The 18563-nt window shown below is 71.1% G+C and carries 21 protein-coding genes and 1 tRNA gene; 4 read left to right on the forward strand and 18 right to left on the reverse strand.

Annotated features, from left to right (window positions below; all coding sequences use genetic code 11):
* Positions 1 to 19: 19 nt before the first annotated feature.
* A complete protein-coding gene (locus tag ABEA46_RS05430; protein ID WP_345543346.1) occupies positions 20 to 733 on the forward strand; it encodes an SOS response-associated peptidase in 714 nt (237 codons plus the stop codon).
* A gap of 40 nt (positions 734 to 773) precedes the next feature.
* Positions 774 to 1646 (forward strand): 3-methyladenine DNA glycosylase, encoded by an 873-nt coding sequence (locus tag ABEA46_RS05435; RefSeq protein ID WP_345543347.1) that lies wholly within the window; start codon positions 774 to 776, stop codon positions 1644 to 1646.
* Positions 1647 to 1668: 22 nt separating this feature from the next.
* On the opposite strand, the gene ABEA46_RS05440 is transcribed toward ABEA46_RS05435, so the two are convergent.
* Genes ABEA46_RS05440 through ABEA46_RS05470 form a run of 7 tightly spaced genes read right to left on the reverse strand, consistent with a single transcriptional unit; the run spans position 1669 to position 9171 of the window.
* The gene (locus ABEA46_RS05440) at positions 1669 to 2859 is read right to left on the reverse strand and encodes a glycoside hydrolase family 3 N-terminal domain-containing protein (protein ID WP_345543800.1); all 1191 of its coding nucleotides are present in this window, start codon (positions 2857 to 2859) and stop codon (positions 1669 to 1671) included.
* 45 nt (positions 2860 to 2904) lie between these two features.
* Positions 2905 to 4575 (reverse strand): acyl-CoA dehydrogenase family protein, encoded by a 1671-nt coding sequence (locus tag ABEA46_RS05445; protein ID WP_345543348.1) that lies wholly within the window; start codon positions 4573 to 4575, stop codon positions 2905 to 2907.
* 13 nt (positions 4576 to 4588) lie between these two features.
* Positions 4589 to 5674: a zinc-binding metallopeptidase family protein gene (locus tag ABEA46_RS05450; RefSeq protein ID WP_345543350.1), complete on the reverse strand. Its 1086-nt coding sequence runs from the start codon at positions 5672 to 5674 to the stop codon at positions 4589 to 4591.
* 42 nt (positions 5675 to 5716) lie between these two features.
* Positions 5717 to 6874 carry a PQQ-dependent sugar dehydrogenase gene (locus tag ABEA46_RS05455; RefSeq protein WP_345543352.1) on the reverse strand — a complete coding sequence of 386 codons (1158 nt, stop codon included), beginning with the start codon at positions 6872 to 6874 and terminating at the stop codon, positions 5717 to 5719.
* Complete coding sequence (locus ABEA46_RS05460) at positions 6871 to 7347, reverse strand: VOC family protein (RefSeq protein WP_345543354.1); 477 nt, start codon at positions 7345 to 7347, stop codon at positions 6871 to 6873. Before ABEA46_RS05460 ends, ABEA46_RS05455 begins: the two co-directional genes overlap by 4 nt.
* Positions 7348 to 7406: 59 nt before the next feature.
* Positions 7407 to 8492 carry a sensor histidine kinase gene (locus ABEA46_RS05465; RefSeq protein WP_345543356.1) on the reverse strand — a complete coding sequence of 362 codons (1086 nt, stop codon included), beginning with the start codon at positions 8490 to 8492 and terminating at the stop codon, positions 7407 to 7409.
* Positions 8485 to 9171, reverse strand: a complete 687-nt coding sequence (locus tag ABEA46_RS05470; protein ID WP_345543358.1) for a response regulator transcription factor — start codon at positions 9169 to 9171, stop codon at positions 8485 to 8487. The genes ABEA46_RS05465 and ABEA46_RS05470 overlap by 8 nt, the downstream gene beginning before the upstream one ends.
* A gap of 86 nt (positions 9172 to 9257) precedes the next feature.
* Here ABEA46_RS05470 and ABEA46_RS05475 point away from each other — a divergent pair, with 86 nt between their 5' ends.
* Positions 9258 to 9899, forward strand: a complete 642-nt coding sequence (locus ABEA46_RS05475; RefSeq protein ID WP_345543360.1) for a M15 family metallopeptidase — start codon at positions 9258 to 9260, stop codon at positions 9897 to 9899.
* A 60-nt stretch (positions 9900 to 9959) separates the two neighbouring features.
* Here the strand turns inward: ABEA46_RS05475 and ABEA46_RS05480 are convergent.
* The 10 genes from ABEA46_RS05480 to rplU form a co-directional block, all read right to left on the reverse strand.
* Positions 9960 to 10032, reverse strand: a tRNA-Ala gene (locus ABEA46_RS05480).
* Between the two features lie 71 nt (positions 10033 to 10103).
* Positions 10104 to 10484 (reverse strand): ribosome silencing factor, encoded by a 381-nt coding sequence (gene rsfS, locus ABEA46_RS05485; protein ID WP_345543362.1) that lies wholly within the window; start codon positions 10482 to 10484, stop codon positions 10104 to 10106.
* The gene (locus tag ABEA46_RS05490; protein ID WP_345543363.1) at positions 10481 to 11764 is read right to left on the reverse strand and encodes a hypothetical protein; all 1284 of its coding nucleotides are present in this window, start codon (positions 11762 to 11764) and stop codon (positions 10481 to 10483) included. The genes rsfS and ABEA46_RS05490 overlap by 4 nt, the downstream gene beginning before the upstream one ends.
* Entirely contained in the window at positions 11761 to 12357 is a 597-nt protein-coding gene (gene nadD / locus ABEA46_RS05495) for a nicotinate-nucleotide adenylyltransferase (RefSeq protein ID WP_191171083.1), read from the reverse strand. The genes ABEA46_RS05490 and nadD overlap by 4 nt, the downstream gene beginning before the upstream one ends.
* Positions 12358 to 12368: 11 nt before the next feature.
* Positions 12369 to 12593: a hypothetical protein gene (locus ABEA46_RS05500; RefSeq protein ID WP_345543364.1), complete on the reverse strand. Its 225-nt coding sequence runs from the start codon at positions 12591 to 12593 to the stop codon at positions 12369 to 12371.
* Between the two features lie 56 nt (positions 12594 to 12649).
* Complete coding sequence (locus ABEA46_RS05505) at positions 12650 to 13909, reverse strand: glutamate-5-semialdehyde dehydrogenase (protein WP_345543366.1); 1260 nt, start codon at positions 13907 to 13909, stop codon at positions 12650 to 12652.
* Positions 13910 to 13938: 29 nt separating this feature from the next.
* The gene (gene proB, locus ABEA46_RS05510) at positions 13939 to 14763 is read right to left on the reverse strand and encodes a glutamate 5-kinase (protein WP_345543367.1); all 825 of its coding nucleotides are present in this window, start codon (positions 14761 to 14763) and stop codon (positions 13939 to 13941) included.
* The gene (gene obgE, locus ABEA46_RS05515; RefSeq protein ID WP_345543368.1) at positions 14760 to 16277 is read right to left on the reverse strand and encodes a GTPase ObgE; all 1518 of its coding nucleotides are present in this window, start codon (positions 16275 to 16277) and stop codon (positions 14760 to 14762) included. The genes proB and obgE overlap by 4 nt, the downstream gene beginning before the upstream one ends.
* Positions 16278 to 16367: 90 nt before the next feature.
* Positions 16368 to 16625, reverse strand: coding sequence for a 50S ribosomal protein L27 (rpmA, locus tag ABEA46_RS05520; RefSeq protein ID WP_345543369.1), 258 nt, complete (start codon positions 16623 to 16625; stop codon positions 16368 to 16370).
* 18 nt (positions 16626 to 16643) lie between these two features.
* Complete coding sequence (rplU, locus tag ABEA46_RS05525) at positions 16644 to 16952, reverse strand: 50S ribosomal protein L21 (protein ID WP_026305464.1); 309 nt, start codon at positions 16950 to 16952, stop codon at positions 16644 to 16646.
* A gap of 162 nt (positions 16953 to 17114) precedes the next feature.
* On the opposite strand from rplU, the gene ABEA46_RS05530 reads away from it, so the two are divergent.
* A complete protein-coding gene (locus tag ABEA46_RS05530; RefSeq protein ID WP_345543370.1) occupies positions 17115 to 17381 on the forward strand; it encodes a DUF4031 domain-containing protein in 267 nt (88 codons plus the stop codon).
* Positions 17382 to 17388: 7 nt separating this feature from the next.
* Here the strand turns inward: ABEA46_RS05530 and ABEA46_RS05535 are convergent, their stop codons facing one another.
* Positions 17389 to 18477 (reverse strand): glycosyltransferase, encoded by a 1089-nt coding sequence (locus ABEA46_RS05535; RefSeq protein ID WP_345543371.1) that lies wholly within the window; start codon positions 18475 to 18477, stop codon positions 17389 to 17391.
* Between the last annotated feature and the right edge of the window lie 86 nt (positions 18478 to 18563).

Here is an 18563-nt window from a genome sequence, read left to right on the forward strand (position 1 = left end):
CCGCGCGTAGGCTGACGGCATGTGCGGACGCTTCGTGGTGGCCAGTGCCGGATCCGATCTCGTCGGCGTGCTGCGCGTCGACGTCGAGGGCGATGATCTGCCCGAGCCCTCGTACAACGTCGCGCCCACCGACCGCGCGGCGATCGTGCTCGACTCCGCCAAGACCGAGCCGCCGACCAGGCGTCTGGAGTCCGCGCGCTGGGGTCTCGTGCCCTCGTGGGCGAAAGACACCAAGATGGGGGTCCGCGCGTTCAATGCGCGGGCGGAGGAGCTCGAAGACAAGCCCATGTTCCGCGGCGCGCTCGAGAAGCGGCGCGCGGTCGTGCCGACCTCGGGCTACTACGAGTGGAAGACTGTCGAGGGCGTCAAGACGCCCCACTACATCCATCCCGCCGACGGCGAGCCGCTGTTCCTCGCCGGGCTGTATGAGTGGTGGCGCGACAAGACGAAGGGCGACGACGACCCCGAGCGCTGGCTGCTCAGCTTCACGATCCTCACGCGCGACGCCATCGGACACCTGGGGTCTATCCACGACCGCATGCCGCTGTTCCTCGACCCTGATCACGCCGACGCGTGGCTCGACCCCACGACCGACAACGTGCGCGATGTGCTCGATGCCGCCATCGACGCCGCGCCCGCGCTTGCCGAGACGCTGGACGACCACGTCGTGTCGAAAGCGGTGGGCAACGTCCGCAACAACTCCCTCGAGCTGATCGAGCCGGCCGAGGACTGACTCTCATAGTCCCCCGGTCCCGCCCGCGTATCCTCGAGCGGTGACGATCGCTCCCCCGGCTCCGGCGGTGCTCGCCGCCGAGACGTGGCGCGAGCGCGAACGCGTGCATGCCGAGCGCGCACGCGGGCTCACTCGCGCGCATCGCGAGCGCGCCGCCCGGCGTGAGTCTCATCCGGTCGAGGACTTCCTGTTCACGTACTACTCGTACAAGCCCGCGATCCTGCACCGCTGGCATCCGGGCGAAGGCGTGGAGCTCCAGGATGCCGCTGCCGACGCCCGGGCCACGTGGCGGTGGTACGCGCCCGGCACGACCAGCGGCTCGCTCGTCGTCGACGCCGCCGCACTCCGCGAAGAGCGCCGCGTGCTGATCGCGAACGTCGGGAGCATCGTCCGGGCGACGGCCGGCCGCGCGCCGGGCTTCGGCTGCTTCGGTCTGCACGAGTGGGCCATGGTGTACCGGCAGCGCGAGCACCGGCATCCCGTCCCACTCCGCCTCGGCCGCGACGGGACCGACGCCGTCGTCGAGGCGCACGACCTGCGCTGCACCCATTTCGATGCGTTCCGCTTCTTCACACCGGAGGCGGTGCCACGCAATCGCGAGATGCCGACCCGCGAGCTGCAGGCGGCGCTCGAGCAGCCGGGTTGTCTGCACGCAGGGATGGACCTGTACAAGTGGGCGGTCAAGCTCGGGCCGCTCGTGCCCGGCGAGCTGCTGCTGGATGCCTTCGAGCTCGCGCGCGACATCCGCGAACTCGACATGAAGGCCTCGCCGTACGACCTCGCGGACTGGGGTTACGAGCCGGTGCGCATCGAGACTGCCGAGGGCAAGGCGAGCTACGTGCGCGCCCAGCGGGGGTTCGCCGAGCGCGGGCAGGCGCTGCGCTCGAGGCTGCTCGCGATCGTCGACGCCTGACTCGGCAAGGCCGCAGTCCGGGTCAGCCGACCGGGGCGCAGTCGGGGCACGGCAGCAGCCCCTGACCCTGCGCAGCGAGATGCAGCCGCAGCGTCGTGACGCGCGTCGCGGCCTCCTGCAGGCGGGCCGCCGGCAGCGCGCCCGACTCGACGGCGGCGACCACCGCATCCACGATGTGCGGTGCGGTCTCGGGGGTGGAGGAGACGACGGTGAGCACCAGGTCGTTGCCCGCGGCGAGCGCGGCGACGGCGTTCGCGGACGGGTCGGCGTACTGCGGGTCGCCGGAGGCCTGCAGCATCCCGAGATCGTCGGTCACGGCGATGCCGGTGAAGCCGAGCTCTTCTCGGGCGATCCGATGCCATTCGGGCGACAGGCTCGCGGGGGCGGAGTCCACGGCGGTGTAGGCCAGGTGCCCGAACATCAGCAGCGGCGCGTCCTCGGCGATGCCGGCGGCGAAGGGCACAGCTTCGCTCTGCCGCCACTGGTCGTACGACATCGGCGTGACCGGGATCGTGGCGTGCGAATCGGCCTCGGTGGCGCCGTGGCCCGGAAAGTGCTTGAGCGTCGAGGCGACGGCTTCGGCCTCTCCGCGGACGGCCGCCGCGACGCTCGCGGCGGCCGCATCGGGCGTCGTGCCGAGCACACGCCGGTAGATGAACGACCGCGGGTCGTCCGTCTCGTCGGCCACGATCCCGAAGTTGACGCCGATGCCTGCGCGGCGCACGAGCGCGGCCCGGCCGGCGTAGGCGTCCTGGACGGCCTCCGGAGCGGCGCCCTTCAGAGTCAGGGCGGAGGGGAAGTCGTCCCACGGCAGGCGCGACACGTCGCCGCCCTCCTGATCGATCGCGATGAGCGGCGGCAGCGCGGGATCGGTGGTCAGCGCCGCCGTGATCGCGCGCAGGGCGGCCTCGTCACCGGGGATGTTGGCCCCCATGAGCAGGAACCCGCCGATGCCGGTGGACTGCATGTAGGTGTTCAGGACGGCGGGATCGGTCGTCGGCACGTGTCCCATCACCACGCTCGCCGCCCGCTCGCGCACGGTCATCGCGGCGACGAGGTCGCGCGCGTCGGCCTCGACGGCGGCGTCCGACGCGGGCTGCGTCACGACGCGCGTCGTGCGCGGCGACGACAGGGCGGGGCTCCCGACACTCAGTGCGAGCGCCGCCGCAGCCAGCGCCGCGACCGCGCCCGACCAGAACCGACGCGACGACATCACCCGTCCAGCCTAGGTCGGGCGGCGTGGGTGGCGTGTGCTCTTTCAGTGCCGGGCGACGATGGCCGCGGCATCCGTCCCGCTCGGCAGCACGCCGTACTGCGCGCCGCGGTCGTCGCCGAGACGCGCGGCGACGAACGCGTCGGCGTCGCGCGAGGGGGCGTGACGGAGCATGAGGGACGCCTGGAAGGCGAGGGCGAGGTCCTCTGTGAGTCGGCGGGCCTGTGCGGCTGCTTCGTCGGCGTCCGCAGTCGACAGCCGCCCCAGAAGCGCGAGCGTCCGGTCGACATGGGCGTCCAGCAGCGCCGAGGATCCGGTCGTCGTGGCCAGTTCATCCGCGAAGGCCGCAGCCGACTCGGGGTCGCGAGTCAGGGCGCGCAGCACGTCGAGCGCGATGACGTTGCCGGACCCCTCCCAGATCGCCATCACCGGCTGCTCGCGGTACCGACGTCCGAGCGGGAACGATTCGGTGTAGCCGTTGCCGCCCAGGCACTCCATCGCCTCGTACGCGTGGTGCGGGCCGCGCTTGCAGATCCAGTACTTCGACACCGGTGTGGCCAGACGCCGCAGCGCCACGTCGTGATCGGACGCATCGGCCTCGAACAGCTGCGCGAGCCGCATCCCGGTGAGCATCGCGGCCTCGTACTCGAGTGCGAGGTCGGCGAGCACCGAGGTCATCGCCGGCTGATCCACGAGCAGGCGCCCGAATGCGGAGCGGCCCCGTGCGTGCCACACCGCCTCGGCCACCGACTGGCGCATGCCGGCGGCGGTGCCCAGGACGCAGTCCAGCCGCGTGCGCTGCACCATCTCGATGATGGTCCGCACTCCCCGTCCAGGCTCGCCGAGGAGGAGACCGACAGTGCCGTCGAACTCGACCTCGGACGACGCGTTCGAGCGGTTGCCCACTTTGTCTTTCAGTCGCTGGATGCGGAAGGCGTTGCGCACGCCGTGCGGCAGCACGCGCGGCACGAACAGGCACGACAGACCGTCCTCGACGCCACCGTCGCGCGTCTGCGCGAGCACCAGGAACGCGTCCGACATCGGCGCCGAGCAGAACCACTTGTGCCCGGTGAGCTCGTACGCGTGGCCGCCCATCGCGACGCCGACAGTCGTGCCCGCACGGACGTCCGACCCGCCCTGCTTCTCGGTCATGGCCATGCCGACCAGCGCGCTGCGCTTCCCGCCGTCGAGCAGACGCGGCTCGTACTCCCGCGAGAGCAGGCGCGGCATCCATTCATCGGCGATCCACGGTGAGTCCTTGATCGACGCGACGGCCGCGTGCGTCATCGACACCGGACAGGCGTGGCCGGGCTCGACCTGCGCGAAGAGCATGAACGTGGTGGCGCGGGCGACGCCGGCGCCCGCGCGCGGATCGGCCCACGCCGAGGTGTGCGCGCCGCGGGCGACCGCCTCGCCGATGATCCGGTGGTACGAGGGGTCGTACTCCACCTCGTCGATGCGGTTGCCCCAGCGGTCGTGGAGCCGTGCGACGGGGGTGTGCACGTTCGCCCGCTCGGCGTCGTCCTGGAACGAGGCCGAGCCGACGAGGGCGCCGGTCTCGCGCAGCGCGTCGTCCGCCCAGTCCGCGCCGAACGCGCGCACGGCCTCGGCGAGCGGCGTGTTCACGGTGTACTCGTCGAGGCGGACGCGCCACGGCGCCTGGTTCTCGACGGGATGGGTGGAGCTCCCCCGTTGCGGCGTGCCGCCCGCGCTCATGGACGCCCCACGGTCATGAGCGCTCCGAGTCCCCGGCGGTGGCCAGCGCGTACTGCTCGCTGGGGCTCAGGGGGGCGCGCGTCACGATGTCGTGGATGAAGGCGAGCTTGTGGCGCACCGGCGCCACGATCGTGAAGGGGTACAGGTCGCCGAATCCCATGGACCGGTTGATCCGGTTGAACCCCTGCGACATCCACTCCCAGTCCGTCAGGAGCCGCTGGATCGGCTCGTCCTCGTACGAATCGAGCGGCACGACGTCGGTGTCGCGCAGGTTCGTCACTGACGCGTCGAGATGGATGCCGATGATCGCAGCCGTCTGAAGCGTCCCTGTGATGTGCAGATAATGCGCGAAGGTCTCGGCGAAGTCCTCCCACGGATGCATCGTGGCGTACTCCGAGATGAACGACTCGTGCCAGTCGGCGGGTGCGCCGAGCTTGTAGTGGCGCTGCAGCGCGTCGCGATAGCTCGTGCGCTCATCGCCGAACAGCTCCCGGCAGCGATCCCACAGCGCGGGGTCCGTGAGCAGCACGTTCTGGTAGTAGTGGCCGACCTCGTGGCGCAGGTGTCCGAGGATCGTGCGGTAGGGCTCGCCGAGCTTCACGCGCAGCGCCTCGCGGCGATCGTCGAGGCTCTCCGCCAGATCGATCGTGATGATGCCGTTGGCGTGCCCGATCGTCACCCGCTTGCCGTCGGACAGGCTCGAGATGAGGTCGAACCCCAGCCCGCCCTTCTCGGTGTCCCACCCGACGATCGGCAGTCCGAGGTCGGCCAGCTGCAGCAGCAGGCGGCGCTTGGCCTCCTCGGTCTTGGACAGCTTCTCCAGTGCGACGGTGTCGTTCGCGGCAGGGCTGCGCCGTGTCAGCCGGCACGAGAAGCAGCGTCCCGCGGGTGCGTTCTCCCACACCAGCCAGTTGCACGCCCACTCGCGGTTCGAGCAGGCGTACCAGACCTCGCCGTCGATAACGGCCTGACCGTGGCGCAGCCCCTGGAACTCGCGCGAAGGCAGGTGGTAGCCGATCTCGGCTTCGCAGTTCGGGCACCGCAGGGTGTCGAGGTAGACGAAGTGGCGGCAATGCGGACAGCGGGGCTGCGAACTCACCGTCTCACCGTAGCGTGCCAGAGGGCGCCCGGATCGCGGGTGTCATGGTGCGGTCACCAGCGGCACGCGCAGCAGCAGATCGTCCGACGGACCCGGATCGCCGCGTCCGTCGGTGTTGCTCGTGAGCAGCCAGAGTGTCTCGTCCGGCCGCGCGACGACGTCGCGCAGGCGTCCGAACTGCGTGGTGAGCGCGGCGACGGGATCCGCCGCGGCCTCACCGTCGGCGGTGTCCACCTGCCACAGTCGCTCCCCGCGCAGGCCCGCCAGGAACAGCGTGTCGCCCACGGAGGCGAGCCCGCTGGGGCTCGCCTCGCTCGTCGGCCATTGCGCCACCGGATCCGTGTAGCCGTCCCGGCCTGCGACGCCCTCGACGACCGGCCAGCCGTAGTTCGCACCCGGCTCGATGCGGTTCAGCTCGTCCCACGTGTTCTGCCCGAACTCGCTCGCCCACATCGTGCCGTCGGCCGTCCAGGCGATGCCCTGCACGTTGCGGTGCCCCATCGACCACACGCGCGTGCCCCACGGGTTGCCCGGCGCCGCATCGCCGTCCGGCGTCAGCCGCAGGATCTTGCCGCCGAGAGCTTCCCGGTCCTGTGCCGCATCGCGCTGCTGGGCGTCGCCGGTGGTGACGTACAGGTACCCGTCGGGTCCGAACGCGAGGCGTCCTCCGTCGTGCGTGCTCGCCCTCGGGATGCCGTCCAGCACGACCTCGGCATCGCCGAGCCGGAAAGAGCCCGGGTCGCCGAGAAGCGGCATCCGGACGACCCGGTTGTCGTCGACGGATCCGAAGTAGGCGTACAGGAGCGGATCTTCACCGGTGTCGAGCACGGCGAGCCCGTGCAGGCCGGACTCGCCGCCGGAGACGACACCCGGCACCGCGCCCACCGTGCGGAGGTCGCCGGTCCGCGTCAGCTCGAGGACGACGCCGTCGTCGCGCTGCGAGATGAGCGCACCACCGCCTGCCAGGGGCACCACCGACCACGGCGAGGTCAGACCCGACGCGAGGGTCGCGATGTCGGTGCCGGCGCGCCAGAACGTCCCCTCCGGGGCGGGTGACGGCTCCGTCCCCGAAGGCGAGGGGACGGCCGTCGCGGTCGCCGTCGGAGGCACCGGCCTCGGTGCGGACGCGCCGCACCCCGCGACGACGATCAGCGCCAGGGCGAGGCATCCGATCGCCGCCGTCCGGGCGTCGGCTTTCATCTGTCGGCCACGGCGGCCTCGAGCGTCGCGAGGTCGATGCGGCGCATGCGCAGCATGGCCTGCACGGCGCGGTGCGCGATCTCAGGATCCGGGTGGCGGATCAGTTCGACCAGCCGTTCCGGGATGATCTGCCATGACAGGCCCCAGCGGTCCTTGAGCCAGCCGCACGGCTGCTCCTCGCCGCCGTCGGCGATGAGCGCGTCCCAGTAGCGGTCCACCTCGGCCTGATCGTGGCACGCCACGTACAGCGACACGGCCTCGGTGAACGGGAACTGGGGTCCGGCATCCATCCCGAAGTAGTCGCGACCGGCCAGGCGGAAGTGCACGTTCATGACCTTGCCGCCCATGCCGGGCACCTCGTCGGGGTAGCGTCCGAGCTCGACGATCTCGGAGTCCGGGATCAGCGACGTGTAGAACGTGACGGCGGCCTCGGCGGAGTCGTCGAACCAGAGGAAGGGGGTCACGTCGGTCATGCCTCCACCCTCGTCGACACAGTCCGCACGCGCAACAGGCATCGGGTGGATGCCCGGGCTCAGGTGGACGTCGCCGGAAGGCGCACCACGACGCGCAGGCCGCCGTCCACGCATCCGGTGAGGGCCAGCGTCCCGCCGTGGGCCTCGGCGATGCTCTTCACGATCGCGAGTCCGAGTCCCACCCCGGCGTGCTGATCACCGCGTGCCCGCTCGCTCCCCCGCTGGAACGGCTCGGTGAGGGTGCCGACCATCATGGGGCTGAGCGGGGCTCCCGTGTTCTCTACCGTCAGCTGGGCGAGCCCGCCGTCGCGGGCGGTCGCCACCGTGACGGTGCCGCCCGTCGCGAGGTTGTGGACGATCGCGTTGTGGACGAGATTCGTCACGAGCTGTCGCAGCAGCGTGGGCGATCCGAGCACCGGCACCACATCTCCCGACGTCGAGATCGACACGTCGCGCGCCTCGGCGAACGGCAGCAGCGTCTCGACGGCGTCCTCCGCAACCAGCGACAGATCGACGACCTCGCGCACGAAGGAACGCTGATCGACGCGGCTGAGCACGAGGAGGGCTTCGGTCAGATCGATCGCGCGCGTGTTGACGACACGCAGCCGCGCGATCAGCTCGGCGGCGTCGCGGTCCGGATCGTCGCGGGCGACGTCGAGCAGCGTCTGGGTGATCGCGAGCGGCGTCCGCAGCTCATGCGACGCGTTGGCCGCGAACCGGCGCTGCTCGTCTACCTGCGCCTCCAGCCGCGCGAGCATCGTGTCGAAGCTGTCCGCGAGCTCACGGAACTCGTCAGCGCGTCCGTCCAGCTCGATGCGGTGCGACAGCGAGCCGCTCGCCGCGCGGCGTGTGGCATCCGTGATCCTCCTCAGCGGAGCGAGCATGCGACCGGACAGGAACCAGCCGCCCACCAGCCCGAAGACGAGCAGGAAGGCCAGAGCCCAGGCGGCACGCGGCGCGAACGCACGCTCGAGGTCCCCACGGTTCGGGATGACCGGCCCCGGTCCGGTGAGGTTGCCGTCGGGCACGTACCGCAGCAGGAACACCCAGACGACGGCGAGCAGCAGCGCACCGGCGACCATCAGGAACCCCGCATAGCTGAGCGTCAGCTTGAGCCGCACACTCATTCCGGGTCGTCTAGCCATCCGACTGCTCCTCGGCCGGTGCCGCCTCGATGCGATAGCCCACGCCCGGAACCGTGGCGATGACCCACGGCTCACCGAGTCGTTTGCGCAGCGCCGACACCGTGATGCGCACCGCGTTGGTGAACGGGTCCGCGTTCTCATCCCACGCGCGTTCCAGCAGGTCCTCGGCGCTGACCACTCCGCCGTCGGCGGCGACCAGCACCTCCAGCACCGCGAACTGCTTGCGCGTGACGGCGACGTGCCGGCCGTCACGGAAGACCTCACGACGGAACGGGTCGACCCGGAGCCCCGCGATCTCCCGCACCGGCGGCCGGCTGTGGGCGCGCCGGCGATCCAGCGCACGCAGCCGCAGCACCAGCTCCTGCAGCTCGAACGGCTTGGTGAGGTAGTCGTCGGCACCGAGTTCGAAGCCCGACGTCTTGTCGTCGATCCGATCGGCTGCGGTGAGCATCAGAATCGGGATGCCGCTCCCCGATGCCACCAGATGCGCGGCGATGTCGTCGCCCGAAGGCCCCGGGATGTCGCGATCGAGCACCGCGATGTCGTACGCGTTGACGCTGAGCATCTCCAGGGCGGTGTCGCCGTCGCCGGCGATGTCGGCGGCGATCGCGGCCAGCCGCAGACCATCGCGGATGGCGCCGGCCATCAGGGGTTCGTCCTCGACCACCAGCACGCGCATGCCTCGATGCTACGAGGCGGCGCATATCGTCCGTGTAGCGAAATCCTCATACGCTCCGGCAACGGGCGCGCGGGTGTGCTGGGACCATGAACACCCTCTCGTCCCGCCCCACTCGCCTGCGCCGCGCGCTCGTCGCGCTCGTCCTCGTACTGGCGGTGCTCACGACCGCCGTCGTCGCGGCGGTGGCCTATCGGGCGGGCGGGGCTGCGGGCGCGCCGTCCTCGGGCGCGCCGGCGATCGCGGGCGCGGTCGACGAGACCACGGACGGGGCGGTGACAGAGGCGGATGGCATCCTCCCCGCCGACGCCGGCCCGTTCGACGATCGGCTCCCCGGGATCGCCCGGCTCTCGCCCGCGCTGCTGGACGCGCTCCGGCGGGCGGCGACCGACGCCGCCGCCGAAGGGATCGACATGCGCGTGAACAGCGGCTGGCGGTCCGCCGAGTACCAGGAGCAGCTCCGGCGCGACGCGGTCGCGGAGTACGGATCGGAGGCCGAGGCCGCGCGCTGGGTCGCGACGCCGGCGACGTCTGCGCACGTGGCGGGTGACGCGGTCGACGTCGGCCCGTACGCCGCGGCAGCGTGGATGATGGCGCAGGGCCAGGCCTACGGCCTGTGCCAGACCTACGACAACGAGGCGTGGCACTACGAGCTTCGCCCCGAGGCCGTCGAGCAGGGATGCCCGCGCCCGTACCGGGACCCGACCGAGGACCCGCGGACGCAGGGCTGACCGAGCTCGCGCTCAGCCCAGGAACGCGAAAAGGCCGCCCGATCGGGCGGCCTTTCTCGGTGGACCTGAGGGGACTCGAACCCCTGACCCCCTGCATGCCATGCAGGTGCGCTACCAGCTGCGCCACAGGCCCTGACCGTTTTCCCGCTCTCGCGGGGCAACTCGTCTAGCTTACAACACTCCGAGGGGTGGTCCGAACCACGGTCACTCTTCAGCGCCCGCGTGCGCCGGCAGCTGGACCGGCACGACGGGGCAGTCCTTCCACAGGCGCTCGAGGCCGTAGTAGACGCGCTCCTGCTCGTGGAACACGTGGACGACGAGGTCGCCAAAATCGATCAGCACCCAGCGCGACTCCTGGCGGCCCTCGCGGCGCAGCCGCTTGTGGCCGGCCTCGAGAAGCTTGTCTTCGATCTCGTCCGCGATGGCGGCCACGTTGCGCTCGTTGCGCCCGGTGACGAGCAGGAAGATGTCGACCAGCGGCAACGGCTCCGAGACATCGAGAGCGATGAGGTCCTCGCCGCCCTTGGCGTCTGCGGCCGTCGCGGCGATCTGAAGCATTTCGAGCGACTGAGGGGTCGCGGTCATGAGAAGACTCCCGTCACGAAGGCGAGGATGAGGACGCCCACGAGGGCGAGAGCGAGCACGCCCGCCGTCACGGCGAGCGACATCATCAGCTTGCCGCCCTTCTCGGGCGCCGGGGGCTTGATGACTTCGCCGGGCATCTTGACCGTGCTGACCGCGGCGCTGGCCGCGATAGGCGTCGGCGACGAGTGCACCGGGAGCTCGCCGTCGACCAGCGTCGCGTCGATCTCCTTGCCGTCCGCGGTGCCCTTGGCGTGACCGGTCGAACCGAGGCCCTCGGGAAGGTTGAACGTGCCGGTCACGATGACCTCGCCGGTCGCGGTGACCGGGGCCACCAGCGGCGACACCTCGGGCGCCTGGGCGACGATCAGGGCGCTGGGCAGCGCGATCGCGCCGGTCGAGCGCGACAGCAGCTGGTCGAACGACGGCGGGAACTCCGCCGCCGCCGGCTCCGGCTCGGGCTCGGCGACGGCGACAGCATCGGCTTCGAGCAGTCCTGCGCCGAACAGCGGACTCACAACAGCCTTGGACTCCTCGGCGATCGGGTCCTCGATGCCGGCCAGCGCCTGATCGAACGAGTCGACGGCAGCCTCTTCGGGCAGCGGCTGGATCCACGACACCTGCGGCGCCGTCGAGGCCGCGACGGGCGCGGCGGCGGGCGCAGGAGCCGCGACGGGCGCGGGCGCGGGAGCCGCGACGGGCGCAGGAGCCGCGGCCGGTTCGGCGACCTCAGGCTCGGCGTCGCGCGGGAGACCGAACAGCGCGTGCATGCCGCTGTCGGTGCTGACCTCGCCCGAATCGGTCGACTCGACGAACAGCGACGGCGTCGGGGCCGACACGGGTGCCGGCTCGGTGAACTGCGGCTGCTCGGGGACGGTCGCCGGCGAGTACGCGAAGGCGGGGGCGCCGGTGGCCGCGGCGTGCGCGGCGACGACCTCAGGCGTGATGACGGGGACCGACGCCGTGCGGATGCGCTCCTGCTGGCGGGCCTGGCGACGCGTGAGCGGCGACACGCCGAGGTCGACGGTGGAGTCGGCGACGGGTGCGGGCGGCACGACGGCGGGTTCGGCGGGGCGTGGGAACGGTGCGGCGCTGACCGGGACGACAGCGGCTGGAGGCGGCGTCGGCATGACGGGCGCGGCCGGCACGGCGGATACGGGGGCCTCAGGCGCCTCGTCGGCGATCTGCGCGTCGGTGATCACGGGCGTCGAGCCCGTGTTCCGCAGCTCGCGGATCTGCTTGCGGGTGAGGGCGGGCGATGCCGGTTGCTCGGGTGTACTCATTCCTTGCTCCGGTAGAGATGATGCTTCGCAATGTATTGGACGACCCCGTCGGGCACGAGGTACCACACGGGGTGTCCTCGCTGGACCCGGTCGCGGCAGTCCGTCGACGAGATGGCGAGGGCGGGGATCTCGAGCTGACTGACGTCATCGCTGGGCAGTCCGTCCGTGCTCAGCACGTGTCCGGGGCGAGACACAGCGACGAAGTGGGCGAGGTCCCACAACTCATCATGGTCTCTCCAACTGAGAATTTGCGCTATGGCGTCTGCCCCGGTGATGAAGAACAGCTCCGCGTCGGGGCGCTGGGCCTTCAGATCGCGGAGCGTGTCGATGGTGTATGTGGGGCCGTCGCGGTCGATGTCGACCCGGCTCACAGTGAAACGGGGATTGGATGCCGTCGCGATGACGGTCATGAGGTACCGGTGCTCGCTCGGCGAGACGTCGGCCTTCTGCCACGGCTCGCCCGTCGGCACGAAGACCACTTCATCGAGGTCGAACCATTGGGCGACCTCGCTGGCGGCGACGAGGTGCCCGTGGTGGATGGGGTCGAACGTCCCACCCATGACCCCGATCCTCGAGGCCCCGGTACCGACCATGCGGTGCTGCCTCAGTGGCCGTGCCCCGATCGCTGCACGTCGTTCGCGTGGGCCTTGGCGTACGCCTCGGCCTTGTGGGCGTGGCGGTTGGCCACGTTGCGATACGACAGCGTCACCAGAGCCAGTGCGGCGAACACGAGGACCGCCACGATGCCGTAGCCGACGGTCTCGAGGGCGACGTTGCCGGTGTGCTCCGCCTCTTCGGCGGCGATGGCGATGATCGTGGCGAGTGTCATTCGGGCTCCGTTTCGGGTTCGCCCTCAAGGGCGCGGGACTGATCCAGTGTATTCCGTCACGCGCGCACTTGTCCGGCGCCGCGCGCCAGCCACTTCGAGCTGGTGAGCTCGGCCAGCCCCATCGGCCCCCGCGCGTGCAGCTTCTGCGTTGAGATCCCCACTTCGGCGCCGAAACCGAACTCGCCGCCGTCGGTGAATCGCGTCGACGTGTTGGCCATCACGACGGCGGAGTCCACCTCGGCGAGGAAGCGGGCCTCGTTGGCGGCATCCCTCGTCACGATCGACTCGGTGTGGTGGGTCGAGTAGCGGCGGATGTGCTCCAGAGCCGCATCGAGGTCGTCGACGACGCGCATCGCGAGATCGAGGCTCAGGTACTCGGTGGCCCAGTCCTCGTCCGTCGCGGGTGTGACCCCGGCGGCGAGCTCGGCCACGGTGGGGTCGCCGTGCACCGTCACGCCGCTCTGCTGCAGCGCCTCGACCACGGGGCCGACCAGGCGGTCCGCGGCGCCGCGGTGCACGAGCACCGTCTCGACGGCGTTGCAGACGCTGGGCCGCTGCGTCTTGGCGTTCACGACGATGTCGCGGGCCCAGTCCAGGGGCGCCGTCTCGTCGAGCACGATGTGCACGACGCCGGCGCCGGTCTCGATGACGGGCACCGACGACTCGGTGACGACGGTCTCGATGAGCTGCGCGCTGCCGCGGGGCACGAGCACGTCCACGACGCCGCGGGCGTGCATCAGCTCGCGGGCGCCCTCGCGGCCGAACTCGTCGACGGTCTGGATGGCCTCGGGATCGAGCCCGCGGTCGGCCAGAGCCCCGCGCATGGCGCGCACGAGGGCCGCGTTGGTCAGCTCGGCGGCCGTGCCGCCGCGCAGCACCACGGCGTTGCCGGAGCGCAGGGCGAGCGCAGCGATGTCGACGGTGACGTTCGGGCGGGCCTCGTAGATCGAGCCCACCACGCCGAACGGGACGGCCACCTTGGTCAGCGACACGCCGTTGGTGAGCGTCCGCTCGTCGAGGACGCGGCCGACCGGATCGGGAAGCGCCGCGATCTCGCGCACGGCGGCGGCGAGCGCGGCGACGCGCGGCTCGTCGAGCCGCAGCCGGTCCTGCAGCGCGGCAGACAGGCCGTTCGCGGTCCCGCGCCGCAGGTCTTCGCCGTTGGCCGTCACGATGTCGGCCGTCGACGCCTCGATCGCGTCCGCGATCGCGAGCAGTGCATCGCGCTTCGCGGCGTCGCCGAGCAGTCCGATGCTGCGGGCGGCGTCCTTCGCCAGGAGCATCCGTTCGCGTGCCGTCGTGGCGGTGGTCGTCATCCGTCCAGTCTAGGACGGCCGACGGGTGTTCAGCCGGTGCGCACGGCCCCCGTGAAGGGCGACGCCGCAGGCGCGGGGTTGGGGGCGAACCAGGTGCCGATGTCGTCGCCTGCGAGCGCCTCGCCGACAAGATCGGCACTCGTCACGAGGACTCCGATCCCGGATGCCGCCGCCAGACGCGCCGCCGAGACCTTGGTCGCCGCTCCCCCGGTGCCGACGCTGTTGACGACCACGGATCCGAACTCGAACCCGTGCAGATCATCGCCGTATGCCACGTGCGGAATGGGCAGCGCGCCGGGCTCGTCCGGCGGACGCGTGTACAGGCACTCGATGTCGCTGAGCAGCACGAGCGCGTCGGCGCCGATCAACTGGGCGACGAGCGCCGCCAGCCGGTCGTTGTCGCCGAAGCGGATCTCGTGCGTGGCGACGGTGTCGTTCTCGTTGACGACCGGCAGGATCCGAAGGCCCAGCAGACGCTCCATGGCCCGTCGCGCATTCTCGCGGTGGGTCGCGTTCTCGAGGTCGCCGGCGGTCAGGAGCACCTGCCCGGCGACGATCCGGAACGGACGCAGCGCCTCCTGGTAGCGGTAGATCAGGATGTTCTGGCCCACCGCCGCGGCGGCCTGCTGGGTCGCGAGGTCGCTCGGCCGCTCGTCGAGCAGCAGATACGGCATGCCGGTCGCGATGGCGCCGGACGAGACGAGCACGATCTCGACGCCGCGCCCGTGCGCCGCGGCCAGCGCGTCCACGAGCGGGCGGATCTTGTGGGCGTTGTCGCCGCTGATCGACGAGGACCCGACCTTCACGACGACGCGACGGGCGGTGGCGATGTCACCGCGGTCGAGCACGCTCACTCGTCTTCCTCGTCGTCCCAGGGGTTCGGGCCGCGCTCAGCGAGACGTTCGGCTTCGAGCTCGGCACGGGCCTCAGCCTTGGCGTCCATCATGTCGTGGTACATGTCGCGGCGCTCGGATGTCGTACGGCGCGTGCTGCGCAGCAGACGCGGGTCGGTGCCGCGCGGTGCGGTCATGAGCTCGGCAGTCGACGAGACCGACGGCTCCCAGTCGAAGACGATGCCGTCGCCCTCGCCGATGACCACCGTCGCCCCGGGCACGGCTCCGGCACGGTAGAGCTCGTTCTCGACGCCGAGCTTCTCGAGGCGGTCGCCGAGATAGCCGACGGCCTCTTCGTTCTGGAAGTCGGTCTGCTGCACCCACTTGAGCGGCTTGTCGCCGAGGATGCGGTACACGTTGCCGTAGGTGCCGCCCTCGACGCGGATGCTGAACTCCTTGTCAGCACCCTTCGGGCGGATCACGACGCGCTCGGGCTGCGGGGCCGCGGCCTGCTCCACACGGTGCGTGGCCACGATGTCGCCGAGCGCGAAGGTGAGCTGGCGCAGTCCCTCATGGCTGACCGTCGAGATCTCGAACACGCGGAAGCCGCGCTCTTCGAGATCGGGTCGCACGAGATCGGCCAGGTCCTTGGCCTCCGGCACGTCGACCTTGTTCAGCGCGACGAGCTGCGGCCGCTCGAGCAGCGGCAGCTGGCCCTCGGGGACGGGGTACGCGGCGAGCTCGGCGAGGATCACGTCGAGGTCGCTCAGCGGGTCGCGCCCGGGTTCGAGTGTCGCGCAGTCGAGCACGTGCACGAGTGCCGTGCAGCGCTCGACGTGGCGCAGGAACTCCAGGCCGAGGCCCTTGCCTTCGCTCGCGCCCTCGATGAGGCCGGGGACGTCGGCGACGGTGAACCGCACTTCGCCGGCCTGCACGACACCGAGATTCGGGTGCAGCGTCGTGAACGGGTAGTCCGCGATCTTCGGGCGCGCGGCAGAGATCGCGGCGATCAGGCTGGACTTGCCCGCCGACGGGTAGCCCACCAGCGCGACGTCGGCGACCGTCTTGAGCTCGAGGAAGACGTCTCCGGTCCAGCCGGGGGTGCCGAGCAGCGCGAAGCCAGGGGCCTTGCGCTTCGGGGTCGCCAGCGCGGCGTTGCCGAGCCCGCCGAGCCCGCCGGGAGCGGCGACGAACCGCATGCCGGGTTCGAGCATGTCGACGACAGTCTCGCCCGAGGCGTCCTTCACGACAGTGCCGACCGGCACCGGGAGCTCGAGGGACTCCCCTGCGGCACCGGAGCGATGGTCTCCCATGCCGAAGCCGCCGTTGCCCGCCGAGCGGTGCGGCGAGTGGTGGTACGAGAGGAGCGTGGTCACCTGCGGGTCGGCGACGAGCACGACGTCGCCGCCGTGACCGCCGTTGCCGCCGTCAGGGCCGGCGAGCGGCTTGAACTTCTCACGCTTGACCGACACGCAGCCGTTGCCGCCCTTGCCGGCGCTCAGATGCAGCGTCACGCGATCGACGAACGTGACCATGCGGTCCCCCTCAGGCCTGGGTGCTCCCCAGAGTAAAGGGAAGGGGCGAGCCGAAGCCCGCCCCCTCCTCGAAGTGTGTAAGCCGGTGGATTACTCCGCCGCCGCCACGATGTTGACGACCTTGCGGCCGCCCTTGTGGCCGAACTCGACCGAGCCCGCGGCCAGCGCGAACAGCGTGTCGTCGCCACCGCGGCCGACGTTGGCGCCCGGGTGGAAGTGGGTGCCGCGCTGGCGGACGATGATCTCGCCGGCGTTGACGGCCTGGCCGCCGAAGCGCTTCACGCCGAGGCGCTGAGCGTTGGAGTCACGACCGTTGCGGGTGGAGCTTGCGCCCTTTTTGTGTGCCATCTCTGCGTCTCCTGTGGCTTACTTGATGCCGGTGACCTTGACGCGCGTGAGGTCCTGACGGTGCCCCTGGCGCTTCTTGTAGCCGGTCTTGTTCTTGAACTTCTGGATCACGATCTTCGGGCCGCGCTCCTCACCGAGCACCTCGGCGGTCACGGTGACCTTCGCGAGCTTCTCAGCATCGGTCGTCACGGCGTCGCCGTCGACGAAGAGCACCGCGGGGAGCTCGATCTTGTCGCCGACCTTCGCGGCCTGGCGGTCGAGAACGACGATCGTGCCGACCTCGACCTTCTCCTGCCGGCCGCCGGCGCGCACAACTGCGTAAACCACTTCACACCTGTTTCTTCTGGGAGCACGCGCACGCGCTCAGGACGTCAACAAAGACTTGGTGCGGATATCTCGACGCACCAAGGGTCTACTTTACCAGATGCCGGAACGCTCCGCGAAAGCATGCGGCACCGTGTCGCCGCATCCCATGAATAGTATCTGCACGTGACGATCCTGATCGACGATCCCCGCTGGCCCGCACACGGGCGACTGTGGGCGCACCTCGTGAGCGACGAGTCGATCGCCGAGCTGCACGCGTTCGCGTCGGCGAACGGTATCCCGGCGCGCGGTTTCGACCTCGACCACTACGACGTCCCCGAAGAGGCGCACGCCCGGCTGATCGCCGCCGGCGCCGTGCACGTCGACGGTCATGAGCTGGTGCGCCGGCTCATCGCCTCCGGGTTGCGGGTGCGAGCCCGCGACCGGCGCTGACAGCGGCTCACGCGGCTGCAGAGATCTCCAGCACCTCGGCGGCCCGAGCCGGTCCGTCCAGGGCGCGCACGGCCTCCCCCAGCCGCTGGGCGCGCTCGTGCACGACGCGGTCGGCCAGCAGAGCCAGGATCGCCGCGCGGATCGCATCGGGGTCCGACCGACGCGACATCGTCGTACCGACGCCGGCCCGCGTGATCGCGCGCCCCACCCGCGGCTGGTCGGATGCGCCGTCCAGCGGCAGCGCGAGGACGGGGACGCCGTGGGCGAGCGCCGCCAGCGTGGTGCCGTGCCCGCCGTGGCCGACGACGAGCGAGGCCGACGGGAACAGCTCGTGGTGCGGCATCCAGTCCCGCACGTCGATGCCGGGGGGAATCCTCAGCTCGGCCTGTGACACCGCGGGTCCGAGGGTGGCGACGACGTGCGCGTCCAGGGTGTCGGCGGCATCCAGCACACGCTGCCAGGTCGCCACGAGGTCGGGGAAGCGGAAGGTGCTCAGGCTCAGCACGACAGTGGGCTCGGTCGGATGCGCGGCCACGGCCGTCGACATCGCTCCGGCGTAGACGACGGTCCCCGGATGCGCAGACAGCGCGGGCTGCGGCGCGAAGGGCGCGACCAGGCCCGGAACGGAGGCCACCACGATCGGCATCGCGTGCGCCCTCGCCGCACCGACCCTCACACCGCGGGCCCAGCCGATCGTCCCCAGCGCCCGCATGCCGGAAGCGAGGAAATTGTGCAGCGTGTGCTCGAGCACGGCGTAGCGACGACCCATGCGGTCCAGGGTGTCGAGCACACTCACCAGCAGGCAGTCGACCACGACCACGTCGGCCGGGTGCTCCACGAGCAGCGCGACGGTGTCGTCGGCCATGCCGCGGTCGAAGACCAGCCGCATCAGCCCCCGCGGTCCCGACTCCAGCACGAATCCCGGTGCGCTGGCGTATGCCGTGAACTCCAGACCGGCGCCGCGGTAGTCGTCGGCCTGCGAGTCGTGGCCGAGCACCCGCACGTCGTGGCCGCGCTGCTGCAGGGCGCGCGCGATCGCGATGGTCGGCATGCGATTGCCGCCACCATCCCACGTCACGAACACGTAGCGCGCCATGGCGCCTCCCCAGGTCCCCGCGGCCAAGATTAGCGACCGGAGGACCCGAGGCGACAGTCCCTCTCTGGGGATGGTGAGTGACGGGA

The sequence above is a fragment of the Microbacterium jejuense genome (genome assembly GCF_039544225.1).
GTDB lineage: Bacteria > Actinomycetota > Actinomycetes > Actinomycetales > Microbacteriaceae > Microbacterium > Microbacterium jejuense.